This window comes from Mesorhizobium sp. M2A.F.Ca.ET.039.01.1.1 (assembly GCF_003998035.1).
Classification (GTDB): Bacteria; Pseudomonadota; Alphaproteobacteria; order Rhizobiales; family Rhizobiaceae; genus Mesorhizobium.
This window is the reverse complement of the sequence record NZ_RZRY01000124.1, coordinates 1-12326: the sequence shown is the minus strand read 5'-3', so window position 1 is coordinate 12326 and position 12326 is coordinate 1. Positions and strand designations below refer to the sequence as shown.

Annotated in this window: 14 protein-coding genes and 1 pseudogene; 14 read left to right on the top strand and 1 reads right to left on the bottom strand. The window is 64.3% G+C overall.

The features are described 5' to 3' along the window. Positions 1–380: FAD-dependent monooxygenase (locus tag EOA24_RS12535; RefSeq protein ID WP_189353922.1), on the top strand; the 380-nt coding region annotated here is incomplete at its 5' end. Continuing rightward, on the top strand, positions 380–1111 hold the full coding sequence (locus tag EOA24_RS12530) for an SDR family oxidoreductase (RefSeq protein ID WP_127256513.1): 732 nt from the start codon (positions 380–382) through the stop codon (positions 1109–1111). The genes EOA24_RS12535 and EOA24_RS12530, both read left to right, overlap by 1 nt. 75 nt (positions 1112–1186) lie before the next feature. On the opposite strand, the gene EOA24_RS12525 is transcribed toward EOA24_RS12530, so the two are convergent. Continuing rightward, positions 1187–1447, bottom strand: a complete 261-nt coding sequence (locus EOA24_RS12525) for an energy transducer TonB (RefSeq protein WP_126081882.1) — start codon at positions 1445–1447, stop codon at positions 1187–1189. 355 nt (positions 1448–1802) lie between these two features. On the opposite strand from EOA24_RS12525, the gene EOA24_RS12520 reads away from it, so the two are divergent. The 12 genes and pseudogenes from EOA24_RS12520 to EOA24_RS12465 form a co-directional block, all read left to right on the top strand. Then, positions 1803–2528, top strand: coding sequence for a GntR family transcriptional regulator (locus EOA24_RS12520; protein ID WP_126081883.1), 726 nt, complete (start codon positions 1803–1805; stop codon positions 2526–2528). A gap of 2 nt (positions 2529–2530) precedes the next feature. Further along, entirely contained in the window at positions 2531–3562 is a 1032-nt protein-coding gene (locus EOA24_RS12515) for an ADP-ribosylglycohydrolase family protein (protein ID WP_126081884.1), read from the top strand. Continuing rightward, positions 3559–4533 (top strand): PfkB family carbohydrate kinase, encoded by a 975-nt coding sequence (locus EOA24_RS12510; RefSeq protein ID WP_126081885.1) that lies wholly within the window; start codon positions 3559–3561, stop codon positions 4531–4533. The genes EOA24_RS12515 and EOA24_RS12510 overlap by 4 nt, the downstream gene beginning before the upstream one ends. A 39-nt stretch (positions 4534–4572) precedes the next feature. Further along, on the top strand, positions 4573–5637 hold the full coding sequence (locus EOA24_RS12505) for an ABC transporter substrate-binding protein (RefSeq protein ID WP_126081886.1): 1065 nt from the start codon (positions 4573–4575) through the stop codon (positions 5635–5637). Positions 5638–5665: 28 nt separating this feature from the next. Further along, positions 5666–6535, top strand: a complete 870-nt coding sequence (locus tag EOA24_RS12500) for an ABC transporter permease (protein WP_127409822.1) — start codon at positions 5666–5668, stop codon at positions 6533–6535. After that, positions 6535–7323 (top strand): ABC transporter permease, encoded by a 789-nt coding sequence (locus EOA24_RS12495; RefSeq protein ID WP_126081888.1) that lies wholly within the window; start codon positions 6535–6537, stop codon positions 7321–7323. Before EOA24_RS12500 ends, EOA24_RS12495 begins: the two co-directional genes overlap by 1 nt. Beyond that, positions 7323–8390, top strand: coding sequence for an ABC transporter ATP-binding protein (locus EOA24_RS12490; protein ID WP_127409821.1), 1068 nt, complete (start codon positions 7323–7325; stop codon positions 8388–8390). The genes EOA24_RS12495 and EOA24_RS12490 overlap by 1 nt, the downstream gene beginning before the upstream one ends. A gap of 83 nt (positions 8391–8473) precedes the next feature. Next, positions 8474–9562 carry a Gfo/Idh/MocA family oxidoreductase gene (locus EOA24_RS12485; RefSeq protein WP_126081890.1) on the top strand — a complete coding sequence of 363 codons (1089 nt, stop codon included), beginning with the start codon at positions 8474–8476 and terminating at the stop codon, positions 9560–9562. Positions 9563–9613: 51 nt separating this feature from the next. After that, positions 9614–10528, top strand: a complete 915-nt coding sequence (locus tag EOA24_RS12480; RefSeq protein WP_126081891.1) for a sugar phosphate isomerase/epimerase — start codon at positions 9614–9616, stop codon at positions 10526–10528. A 15-nt stretch (positions 10529–10543) separates the two neighbouring features. Next, on the top strand, positions 10544–11641 hold the full coding sequence (locus tag EOA24_RS12475) for a fatty acid desaturase family protein (RefSeq protein WP_126081892.1): 1098 nt from the start codon (positions 10544–10546) through the stop codon (positions 11639–11641). 26 nt (positions 11642–11667) lie between these two features. Beyond that, the gene (locus EOA24_RS12470; RefSeq protein ID WP_126081893.1) at positions 11668–11982 is read left to right on the top strand and encodes a MocE family 2Fe-2S type ferredoxin; all 315 of its coding nucleotides are present in this window, start codon (positions 11668–11670) and stop codon (positions 11980–11982) included. A 39-nt stretch (positions 11983–12021) separates the two neighbouring features. Further along, a pseudogene (locus tag EOA24_RS12465) lies at positions 12022–12326 on the top strand (3-methyl-2-oxobutanoate hydroxymethyltransferase); the annotation flags it as partial.

The following is a 12326-nucleotide window of genomic DNA, read 5'->3' as shown; positions in this document are numbered from 1 at the left end:
CTATGCGATCGGTGGTCTATGCGCCGATGCAATATCGGAATCTTTTCCTCGTCGGCGATGCCGCCCACCTCTTGCCGCCCACGGGCGCCAAGGGAATGAATCTGGCTCTATACGATGTGGATGTGCTCGCCCAGGCGCTGGTGCGTGCGGCGCGCGATCACGACAGAGCGGCGCTGGACGCCTACTCAAGCACGGTCCTGCCGCACATCTGGAAGTACCAGGAGTTCAGTGCCTGGATGACCGATACGATGCATGACGCTGGCGATCCAACGCAAAACGGTACGTTTCGCCAGATGGCCGCACGCGCTTGTCTCGATAACTTGTTCGACTCCCCGACCGCAGCTCGTTTGCACAGCGAATACCAGCGGGGGCTGAATTAATGCCAGCTATGACGAAGAAAGTGGCTCTGGTGATGGGCGGCGCGAGTGGCATCGGCCTGGCCATCGCCGAGCGGTTGGCGAAGGAGGGCGCCTTGGTCTTCCTGACCGGCCGTCGCGTTGTTGATGTCGAAGCCGCAGTCGCCCAAATTGGCCCCGCCGCGCGCAGTGTGGTGGCCGACGCGAGCAACCCCGCGGATATTGAACGGGTCATCGCGACAGTCGGGGCGCAGGGCGGTCAAATCGATGCGCTGGTCTACAACGCCGGCATCATGGAACCGGCGGACCTGGAAGAGAGCATACCGGAGCATTTCGACCGCCACTTCGCGGTGAACGTGCGCGGCGCCCTTCTCACCATGCGGGCAGCGGCGCCGCGCATGGCTGCCGGGGGCTCGGCGCTGTTCTTGGGGTCGGTCGCCGACGTCAAAGGGGCGACGCCCTATGGAACATATGCCGCAACCAAGGCGGCTCTGCGCTCCTATGTGCGCAGCTGGACTGGCGAACTCGCGCCGCGCGGCGTACACGTGAACATCCTGAGCGCCGGCCCAACGGACACCGCCATGATGGCATCGATCCCAGACGAAATGCGCGACGGGATCGTCAGCCAGATACCGCTGGCCCGCATGGGCCGCGTGGAAGAAGCCGCGGCGGCGGCGTGGTTTCTACTCAGCGACGAAGCAAGCTTCATAACCGGCGCCGAGCTATACGTCGACGGCGGCATGGCTCAGGTGTGACGGGTGCGGGGCGAAGCAGCCGGCAACCGACGAGCGCCTGATGATCCGCCTTTGCCCCCGGATGAGTTGGCTGGCTTAGTTCTGCCCATGTAGGAAGAACTCGATCGGCACCACCAGTTCGAGACGGTCGCCAGGCACCTCTGCAGGCGGTTTGGGCAGGGGCTGGGCGCGCTGGATCAACGCCAAAGTCTCTTCGTCGAGGAGGTCATGGCCCGGAGGTCTGCTCGATCCTCGCCACGAGCACCTACCGCTGCGATCCATCGTGAAGCGAACATAGGATACGCCTTGCTGGCGGCGATACTGTGCAAGAGCCGGATAACGCTTGAACTCCTCCAATCGGTCGAGAACGAGCTCCTACCACGTCGGCATCGCATTCGACAGCGAGGCAGAAGACGCCTGTGGCGCGGGAGCGGCCGGTACCGAGGACGACAGCGCGGGGAAAGCCGGCGGGGCGGTTGTGGCGGTCGCGGGCGGACGATCGACCGGCGGAGCCTCCTGCCGCTGCGCAACCTGACGACGTGGCACGATGCGGATCCTCGGGACAAGCCCGAGGATGAGGCGTTGGTCGTCGCCGATAAGCCCATACGCGATTGCCCCGGTATAGTGACCGGAAGAAGGACCTAGCCGTTGACGCGTCATTTCATATCCGCTAATGAACAGGATTATACAGGTTCATTGAACAGGTATCCATATGGCCCGTCGCGCTATGCAGCTCTCTCCCGGCACGGGCAAGCCCGAGCAGATCGCGACGGTTCTGGAGCATGAGATACGCTCCGGCCTGCTCGGCTTCGGCGACCGGCTGCAGAGCGAAAACGAGCTCGTGCAGCGCTTCTCGGTCAGCCGCAACACGGTCCGCAAGGGGCTTGAGGAACTGTCGAGCCGCGGGCTGATCACCACCAAGGTCGGCATCGGTTCCTTCGTCACCTTCGACGGCATGCCGGTCGACGACGCGATCGGCTGGTCGCGCGCGCTGGCCAATGCCGGCGCCAATGCCGAGACCCGCACCTTGCGGCTCGAGATCATCGAGGACGCGGAACTGGCGGCCAGGCTCGGCGTCGAGAGCCCATCCTTCATCGCCGTCGACCGCGCACGCACCAATGCCGATGACGGCCATGCCATCTCGATCGAGCGCAGCCGGCTGCCGCTGTCGCCCGAGTTGGAAGACATACCCCTGCGGGGCTTGCGCGAAGGCACGCTGCACCAGACGCTGCGTGGCGCAGGGCTCGTGCCCGACCATGGCGAGGAATGGGTCGACATCGAGATGCTGAGCGCTGCCGACGCCGCCATTCTCGCCTGCGCGCCCGGCACGCCGTTCCTGCGCACGCGCCGGCTGACGCGCGCCGCCGACGGGCGCGCCATCGAATTCGTCACCAGCCTGCTCAACCCCGCGCATTTCGCGCTGCATCTGGAGTTCTGAGCATGGCAGGGGATGCGATCGATCGGGCGATGGGCGCGCTGATCGGCGGGGCGCTGGGCGACGCGCTAGGCATGCCGACGCAGCTTCTGTCGCCGGGCCGCATCGCCGAGCTTTACGGCCATGTCGAGGATTTCGTCGCGCCCGCCGCCGATCACCCGGTGTCGAAAGGGCTGCCGGCCGGCGCGATCACCGACGACACCGAGCAGGCACTGCTGCTTGGCCACATTCTGGTCGAGTCCGGCGAGCGTTTCGACCATGCGCGCTGGGTGAACGCGCTGCTCGGCTGGGAACGCGACGTCAAGGCGCGCGGCAGCTACGACCTGCTCGGACCATCGACCAAGCGCGCCATCGACGCCATCAACAGCGGCGTGCCGGCCGAAGAGGCCGGGCGCGCTGGCGACACCAATGGCGCGGCGATGCGCATCGCGCCGGTCGGCATCATGATGCCGTCGGAGCCGCTTGGCGCGCTGGTCGCCAAGGTGGCCGAAACCTGCCGGGCCACGCACAACACATCCATCGCAATAGCTTCCGCCAGTGCCGTTGCCGCTGCAGTCAGCCTTGGCATTTCGGGCGGCGATTGGCGCGCCGCTTCCGGCCATGCGGTCGCGGCAGCAAGGCTTGGCGCTACGCTTGGCCATTGGGTCACCGGCGGCGACATCGCCGTGCGCATTGTCTGGGCGCAGGAGCTTGTCCGCGGCAAGGCGGAGAAGGAAGCCATCAAGCAGATCGTCGACCTGATCGGTACCGGCGTTGCCAGCCAGGAATCGGTGCCGGCCGCCTTCGCGGTGCTGGAGGTCGCGCAAGGCGACGCCTGGCGGGCTGCCGTGATCGCCGCCAATCTCGGCGGCGACACCGACACGATCGGGGCGATTGCCGCCGGCATGGCCGGCGCCTGCGCCGGTCTGTCGAAGCTGCCGCAGGACCGCATCGCCGAACTGCATGGCATCGACATCGCGGAGGTCTGCGCGCTGGCTGCGGATCTGGTCGCGGCCCGGACGGCCAAGACCGGTCCAGGCAAGGAGGATGCGGCGTGAGCGGTCGGCTCGTCCATGTCGGCAGCGCGGTGGTGGACTACGTCTACCGCATCGACGCGTTGCCGGCGGCCGGCACGGAAAAGACCGCGTCAGCTTACGCCCGCGTCGCCGGCGGCGGTTTCAACATGATGGTCGCCGCAAGCCGCACCGGCATGAAGGTGGTGTTTGGCGGCCAGCTCGGCACCGGGCCGGACGGAGACTTCCTGCGCGCCTCCTTCGCCGCCGAAGGCATCGAGACGCTGACGCCGCCGTCGACCTCGATGGACAGCGGCAATTGCGTGGCCATGATCAGCGGCGATGCGGAGCGCACTTTCGTCTCCTGGCCGGGCGCCGAGAGCCGGCTGACGTTCGACATGATGAAGCCGGTCCAAGTCCTTTCGGGCGACTGGGTTTTCACCTCGGGCTACACACTGAGCTATCCCGGCAGCCGCGATGCGCTTGTCGACTGGATCGAGGCGCTGCCGGCCGGCGTTCCTTTCGTCTTCGATCCGACGCCGGTGATCGCCGATATTCCGCGCCCGATCCTGGACAGGGTGCTGGCGCGCGCGACCTGGCTGAGCTGCAACACCAATGAGGCCGCCGAGATTGCCGGCGCCGGCGATGCGCAGACCGTCGCCCTCCGGTTGCTCGCCGAGCATTGCCCCAAAGCCGAGGGTGTCGTCATCCGCGCCGGCGCGCATGGCTGCCTGGTGCGCATGGCCGATGGCGGCACCCGCGCGGTGCCGGGTTTCGAGGTGGAAGCCGTCGACACCAACGGGGCCGGCGACACGCATATCGGCGCCTTCGTCAGTGGCCTTTCGCGCGGCATGTCCCCTCGCGAGGCGGCTCGCTACGCGAATGCCGCCGCCGCGCTTTCGGTCACCCGCCATGGCGGGTCCTCGGCGCCGACCGACATGGAGATCCAGGAGTTCCTGACCGAGCGCGGCGAAGCGATGACCGCGCCTGGCCGGGCGGAAGCGACTGCAACTTAACAAGCCCGTCAACCGGGCAAACAATGAGAGGAAAAGAACATGCGCATGCCCAGACTGACCGCTTTTCTGACGGCCACCGCCGTCTTCGTCTCCGCTTTCACGCTGGCAGCACAGGCCGCCGAGGAAGTGCATGTGCTCAACTGGAAAGGTTACGGCGCCGACGAGCCGTGGGCGGTCGCCAATTTCGAGAAGGCGACCGGCTTCAAGGTGGTCAATGACTTCTTCAACTCCGAACAGGAGATGCTGACCAAGATCCGCACCAATCCCGGCCTCTATGACGTCGTCATGATCAACGCCGCTTTCAACGACCAGGCGATGGCCGGCAAGCTGATCCAGCCGATCGACGTCTCGAAACTCTCCAACTATGCCGACATCGCCAAGGACAAGGCCGGCTCGCCGATGCTCAACCATGACGGCAAGGTCTATGGCGTGCCGTGGGTGTGGGGCCTGACGGCTCTGGCCATCAACGAAAAGTCCTTCGAAAAGCCGCCGACAAGCATCGCCGAAATGTGGGACCCGGCGCATAAGGGCCGCGTCATCATCCGCGACGACGCCGTCGAGGCGGTGCAGTTCGGCGCGATCGCGTCGGGTCAGAACATCAACGACATCAAGGATATGGACGCGGTCAAGGCGAAGCTCACCTCGCTGATGCCCCAAATCAAGACCTTCTGGAGCTCGGAGAACGACTGGAACCAGATGGTCGCCTCCAACCAGATCGACATCGGCACCTATTGGAGCGGCTCGGCCGACCGTGCCAAGACGCATTTCAAGCTGCCGGTCTCCCTCGTCATCCCGCAAGAGGGCGCCGTCGCCTGGCTCGACGCCTTCTCGATTCCCGTCGGCTCGAAAAACGTCGCCGGCGCCGAGGCCTTCATCAACTACATGATCGATCCGAAGTTCTACGTCGAATGGGTCACCAAGGTCGGCGCGCCGGTTTCGGCCAACACCAAGGCGGTCGACGCGCTGCCGGAGGATGCGTTCAACCGCAAGGTCATGGGCAGCCCGGATGTCGCCAAGCGCATCCAGTTCCAGGCGCCGGTCACCGACGAGCAGCGCGAGAAATATCTGGCGCTGTGGCAGGAGCTGAAGGTCAACGTGAAGTAATCGAGGTCTTTCGGGGAGGAGAGGCAGGATGGCTGACCAGCTTGCGATCGGTTCGCGCCGCGGACTGAAGCCGGCCCTGCCGCTTCTCCTACCCGCCTATCTGTGGCTGACGGTTGCGATCTTCCTGCCGCTGTCCGCCATGGTCTTCTTCTCCTTCATGACCGACCTGCCGCTGGCCGGAAAGGAATGGTCGTTCACGCTCGGCAACTACGCCGCCTTCTTCTCGCAGAGCCTCTACTCGACGCTGCTCTTCGCCTCCCTGCGGCTCGGCCTCGAGGTGACGCTGTGGTGCGTCGTCATCGGCTATCCGGCGGCCTATGTGCTGGCCAAGGTGCTGAAGGGGCGCGGCCGCGAGGCGATCTTCCTGCTCGTCATCCTGCCCTTCTGGTCGAACGGCCTTGTGCGCATCTTCTCCTGGGCGATGGTGCTGCGCGAAGGCGGCATCCTCGACACGGCGCTCAACGCCGTGCTGCCGTTCAAGATCAACATCGATCTGATGTATTCCTATCCGGCCGTCATCATCGGCCTGGTGCATTCCTATGTGCCCTACATGGTGCTCACCTGCTATCTCACGCTGCAGGCCATCGACGACTCGCTGATCGAGGCGGGCCGCTCGCTCGGCGCGTCGCGGCGGCAGGTGTTGTGGCGCGTCATCATCCCGCTGTCGATGCCGGGGCTGATCGCGGGAGCGGCGCTGATCTTCGTGCCGGTGGTCGGCTCCTTCATGGAGCCGCGCATCCTCGGCGGCCGCACCGGCACCTTCTACGGCACCGTCATCGAGGACCAGTTCGTCGCCGTCTTCAACTGGCCGCTGGGCGCGGCACTTTCCTTCATCCTGCTCGCCGTCGTGCTGATCATCCTGGCGCTGGCCGCACCCGTCCTGCGGAGGGCTGCGTGATGGCAACGACGCGCATCCTCGAATGGCTCGGGCGCTTGTATATCGTGCTGCTGCTCGCCTTCCTCTATCTGCCGATCGTCATCATGGCGGCGATGTCGTTCAACGCTTCGCCCTTCTACCAATTGCCGTTCGAATGGACGACGGACTGGTATCAATCGCTGTGGCAGAACGATCAGCTGATCGCGGCGACCTGGAACAGCATCGAGATCGCGGTCATCACCACTTTGATCTCGACGGTGCTCGGCTCGATGGCCTCGCTGGCGCTCTACCGCTACGAGTTCCACGGCAAGAAAGTCCTGCAGGCGCTGCTCTTCCCGCCGATCGCCATTCCATGGCTGATCACCGGCACGGCGATGCTGATCTTCTTCTTCGGCGTCGGCATCGGCCGCGGGCTGGTGGCCATCCTGCTCGGCCATGTCGCGCTGGCGCTGCCTTATGTCATTGTCGTCGTCTCGGCCCGGCTGCAGACCTTCGCGCCGGAGCTGGAGGAGGCGGCGCGCTCGCTCGGCGCCAATCAGTGGCAGGTGACCATGCGCGTGACCTTGCCCTGGATCATGCCGGGCGTGATCGCCGGCGGGCTGTTCGCCTTCGCCGTCTCCTTCGACCAGTTCGTGGTTTCATATTTCCTGTCGACGCCTGGCCAGACGACGCTGCCGGTCGAAATCTATGCCGCGATCCGCAAGGGTTTTACCCCCGAGATCAACGCGGTCTCGACCATCATCATCGTCGTGTCGATGGCGCTGATGCTGCTCACGGCGCGCTTCTTCAAATTCGGCGGAGAGAAATAATGGCTGGCGTCCAGGTCGCGAATGTCTCCCGCAGTTTTGGCGCGCACAAGGCGCTGGACGATGTCTTGATCGATTTCGCCGATGGCGGCTTCTATGCGCTGCTCGGACCGTCCGGCAGCGGCAAGACCACGCTGCTGCGCCAGATCGCCGGCTTCGATTTTCCCGATTCCGGCCGCATCGCCATCGGTGGCGAAAGCGTCGAGCGGGTGCCGGTCGAGAAGCGCCGCATCGGCATGGTGTTCCAGAACTATGCGCTGTTCCCGAATATGAGCGTCGCCGACAATGTCGCGTTCGGCCTCTCGGTGCGCGGCGAGCCGAAGGCGACGATCGCTAAGGAAGTGCAGCGCGCGCTCGATCTCGTGCAGCTCGGCAAGCTCGGCGGGCGCAAGCCGCACCAACTCTCCGGCGGCCAGCGCCAACGCGTGGCGCTGGCGCGGGCCATCGTCACCAAGCCGCGCGTGCTCCTGCTCGACGAGCCGCTCGGCGCGCTCGACAAGGCGCTGCGCGTCGACATGCAGATCGAGCTGAAGCGCATTCAGCGCGAGATCGGCATCACCACCATCTTCGTCACCCACGACCAGGAAGAGGCGCTGACGATGAGCGACCGCATCGGCATATTGCGTGACGGCCGGCTGGTGCAGGAAGGACCGCCGGAAGAGATCTACGACAGGCCGCAAAGCGAGTTCGCCGCGACCTTCCTCGGCGACGCCAACATCTTTCGCGGCAATGCCACCGGCTCCGGGATCAAGCTGCCCGACGGCACGACGATCGCGGCTTCGACAGGCGCCTCGGTGCCGGCCGGCGCCAAGGCGAGCTGCGCGGTCCGGCCGGAACGCATCCGGATTTCGACCGGTGCGGCAAAGCCCGATCCAGTCGGTGCCAACATGCTCACTGGGCAGGTCTCGAAGCGCATCTTCGCCGGCAACAACAGCACCTATTTCGTCGACCGCGATGGCCAGACGCTGAAGGTGATCGTCCAGAACACCGGCGCCGAAAGGTTGGCTGAAGGTCAGCCGGTCGTGCTTAGCTGGTCGCCGGACAGCGCGGTGCTGATCGCGGCCGCTTGATAGCGCTGATGGGAAATGATGGCGCTGGCCTTGGCTGACGCCCGGACCATCGCGTTATATCCAGTCCTCGATGGGAGGAATGGATGGCGAGCACGGGTTTCGAGCCGGACGTAAAGGTCCGGGTCAAGGACTACCGGATCGGCTGCATCGGCGCCGGCATGATCATGGCCGAATGCCATCTCGCCGCCTATGCGCAGGCCGGCTTTCCGGTGGTGGCGATCGCTTCCCGGACCAAGGCGAATGCCGCGAAGGTGGCGGATCGCTGGCATATCCCGACCGTCCACGACACGCCGGAGCAATTGATCGAGGACAGCCAAGTCGAGATCGTCGACCTCGCTTTTCCTCCCGACCAGCAGCCGGCGCTGATCCGCCATGCGCTCAAGCAGCCGCATATCAAGGCGATCCTGGCGCAGAAGCCGCTGGCGCTTTCGGTCGAGGAAGCGGTGAGGCTGCGCGACGAGGCGGCTGCCTCCGGCAAGATCCTCTCTGTCAACCAGAACATGCGCTACGACCAGTCGATGCGCGTTCTGAAGCAGATCATCGACAGCGGCGCGCTTGGCGAGATCGTCTTTGCCGAGATCGACATGCACGCGATCCCGCATTGGCAGACCTTCCTGGCCGGTTACGACCGGCTGACGCTCGCCAATATGAGCGTGCATCATCTCGACGTGCTGCGTTTCCTGTTTGGCGATCCGGACGAGATCACCACGCTGACGCGCAAGGACCCGCGCACGAAATTCGACCATTCCGACGGGATCACGGTGTCGACGTTGCGCTTTCCTTCCGGCGTGCTCGCTGTATCGCTGGAGGATGTCTGGTCCGGTCCGCGCCAGGAAGGCTACGACGACGACCAGCACATCGCCTGGCGCGTCGACGGCACCAAGGGCGTTGCCAAGGGCACGATCGGCTGGCCGAAGGTCGTCGCCTCGACGCTGACCTATGCCTCGACCGAGACGACGGGCGGGAAATGGGTCAGCCCAAGCTGGGAGACGATGTGGTTCCCGCACGCCTTCATTGGCGTCATGGAGCAACTGAAATATGCCTTGAAGACCGGCACGTCGCCGGCGCTGTCGGTTGCCGACAACGTCAGAACCATGGCGCTGGTCGAGGCCGGCTACCGGTCCATGGCCGAGGGCCGTACCGTCAAGCTGTCCGAAATCCGCGTCGACTGAGGCAGTCGAAAGACGCGGCAACTGAATCGCTTACCCGGAGGACTTCACCTCATGATGCAGGCAGGTATCTTCACAGGCTATTTTCCCTACGAGTTGGAGGAATCGGCAAGGCGCATCCGGGCGCTCGGTTTCAACACCGTGCAGCTCGACCTGCATTTCAAGGATATCGACCTGTCGGCCGGGCAGATCACCAAGGACAAGGCGAGGACGGTGCGCGACACGTTTCGCGACCATAACCTGCCGGTCTGCTGCGTGTCCGGCTACACCAACATCATCCATCCGGAGAAGGGAGAACGGGAAAGGCGGCTTGCCTATCTCAAGGAGATCATCCGCAACGCGCGCGACTTCGGTTCTCCCTATGTGATTTCCGAGACCGGCACCTACAACACCGAGTCCGACTGGGTGCATCACCCCAGGAACAAGACCGAAGAAGGCTTCGAGGAATGCCGCAAGGTGATCTCCGACCTCGCCCGGACGGCTTACGACCACGGCGCGGTGTTCCTGCTCGAGACCTATGTCAACAATGTCGTCGGCTCGGTCGAGGAGACGGTGAAAATGTTCGCGCAGGTCGATCATCCCGGACTTGGCCTGCTGATGGATCCGACCAACTATTTCGAGGCGCACAACATCGACCGCATGGACCAGGTGCTGAACCAGGTGTTCAACACGCTGACCGACAAGATCAAAATCGCGCATGCCAAGGACGTGAAGCGTTCGGGCGGCGACAAGAGCGAAAAGCATGCCGATATTGGCGACGCGGACGCGCATGAGGGACTGACCTTCCGCGGCGTCGGCGAGATCGAGCTACCGGCGCCGGGGCTGGGCGCGCTGAACTACGATCTCTATCTCAAGCGGCTCAGCGAGAAGCATCCGAACATCCCGGTGATCATCGAGCATCTGACCGAGGATGACGTGCCGCGCGCCAAGACATTCCTCGACGGCAAATTCCGTGCGAACGGGCTTTGATTGCGGGGAGGGACGATGACGACGGCCTCCAGCACCAAGCGCGACTACAGCCTTGTCGGCGAAAGCACGCGCCGGGCGATCGAGACCGGGCTCGCCTCGGCCGAGTGGTACCACACGGATGTACCGCGCAAGACCATGAAGGAATTGATGCAGCGCTCGGACGGGCCGGCGATCCGCGATACCATCATCTGGATCGCCGCGATCCTGGGCTCGGCAGTCGGCATCGTCTGGTTCTGGGGCACGTGGTGGGTCGTGCCGTTCCTGTTCGTCTATGGCGTGCTCTACGGCTCGTCGAGCGACTCGCGCTGGCACGAATGCGGCCACGGCACCGCCTTCCGCACGCGCTGGATGAACGATGTCGTCTACCACATCGCTTCCTTCATGCTGATGCGCAATCCGGTGCAGTGGCGCTGGAGCCATGCGCGCCATCACACCGACACCATCATCGTCGGCCGCGATGCCGAGATCGCGGTGATGCGGCCGCCGGACCTCATCAAGGCGGCTTTGGCCTTCACCGGCATCCTCGACTTCCGCTATTCGCTGCCGACGCTGGTGCGCCAAGCCTTCGGCATATTGTCGGGGGACGAGAAGAGCTACATCCCGCAGATGGAGCAGCACAAAGCGGTGATCGCGGCGCGCTGGCACATGGTGGTTTACGCAGCGACGATCGCTGTCGCGATCGCGCTTGGATCATGGATACCGCTGGTGCTGATCGGTCTGCCGCGCCTCTACGGCACCTGGCACATGGTGCTGACGGGGCTGTTGCAGCATATTGGGCTCGCCGACAACGTCACCGACCATCGGCTCAACACGCGCACGGTTTACATGAACCCAGTCAGCCGGTTCATCTACTGGAACATGAACTATCATGTCGAGCACCACATGTTCCCGATGGTGCCCTACCACGCGCTGCCGAAGCTGCATGAGCTGATCAAGCATGATCTGCCGGTGGCGAACCCATCGATGTGGCACGCCTATCGCGAGGTCTGGCCGGTGCTGCTCCGGCAGCTGAAATATGAGGATTTTTACCTCAAGCGCGAATTGCCGCCGACGGCGAAGCCCTACCGCGGCAAGTTCCATGATCTCGACATAACGGCCGCGGCCGCCGAATAGGCGCTACGGCAATTCGGAGATATACGATGGCGGAGTGGGTCGAAGCATGTGCTGTGGACGACGTGGACGAGGAGGATGTGATCCGCTTCGACCATGGCGGCCGCAGCTTCGCGATCTACCGCTCGCCGGAGGACGAGTTCTTTGCCACCGACGGGTTCTGTACGCATGAGAAGGCGCATCTCGCCGACGGGCTGGTGATGGACGACATCATCGAATGCCCCAAGCATAACGGCCGCTTCAACTACAAGACCGGCCAGGCCAAAGGGGCGCCGGTCTGCGTCAACCTCAAGACCTATCCCGTCAAGGTCGAGGCCGGTAAGGTGATGATCGATATCGGCTGACAGCAAATCGCCGCAACACATAGAGGGAACCGAAGTCCGATGAGCCGAAAGAGACCGACCGTCGCCGATCTGCGCGCGATAAAGGGCAGGCGGCAATTGACCATGCTGCGCGTTCTGACGCTGGAAGAGGCCGAGGCCGCCGAGCTGGCAGGGGTGGACATCGTCTCGGTGACGCCGGAACTGGTGCTCAATCCGCAATATCGCGATGCGGCGCCCAGCCTCTTCACCATGCCCGGCGAGAACTTCTTCGAGATCGGCACGGCCGACGATTTCCTGCGTTGGGCTTTCAGGCTCTACAAGGCCGGCGCCGACGCCGTCTATTGCAGCGCCGGCTACGCCACGAT

Excerpts from the sequence above, each read along its gene's own strand:
- EOA24_RS12530 (WP_127256513.1), top strand. The coding sequence starts at position 380 with ATGCCAGCTATGACGAAGAAAGTGGCTCTGGTGATGGGCGGCGCGAGT.
- EOA24_RS12520 (WP_126081883.1), top strand. The coding sequence starts at position 1,803 with ATGGCCCGTCGCGCTATGCAGCTCTCTCCCGGCACGGGCAAGCCCGAG.
- EOA24_RS12515 (WP_126081884.1), top strand. The coding sequence starts at position 2,531 with ATGGCAGGGGATGCGATCGATCGGGCGATGGGCGCGCTGATCGGCGGG.
- EOA24_RS12505 (WP_126081886.1), top strand. The coding sequence starts at position 4,573 with ATGCGCATGCCCAGACTGACCGCTTTTCTGACGGCCACCGCCGTCTTC.
- EOA24_RS12500 (WP_127409822.1), top strand. The coding sequence starts at position 5,666 with ATGGCTGACCAGCTTGCGATCGGTTCGCGCCGCGGACTGAAGCCGGCC.
- EOA24_RS12495 (WP_126081888.1), top strand. The coding sequence starts at position 6,535 with ATGGCAACGACGCGCATCCTCGAATGGCTCGGGCGCTTGTATATCGTG.
- EOA24_RS12490 (WP_127409821.1), top strand. The coding sequence starts at position 7,323 with ATGGCTGGCGTCCAGGTCGCGAATGTCTCCCGCAGTTTTGGCGCGCAC.
- EOA24_RS12485 (WP_126081890.1), top strand. The coding sequence starts at position 8,474 with ATGGCGAGCACGGGTTTCGAGCCGGACGTAAAGGTCCGGGTCAAGGAC.
- EOA24_RS12480 (WP_126081891.1), top strand. The coding sequence starts at position 9,614 with ATGATGCAGGCAGGTATCTTCACAGGCTATTTTCCCTACGAGTTGGAG.
- EOA24_RS12475 (WP_126081892.1), top strand. The coding sequence starts at position 10,544 with ATGACGACGGCCTCCAGCACCAAGCGCGACTACAGCCTTGTCGGCGAA.
- EOA24_RS12470 (WP_126081893.1), top strand. The coding sequence starts at position 11,668 with ATGGCGGAGTGGGTCGAAGCATGTGCTGTGGACGACGTGGACGAGGAG.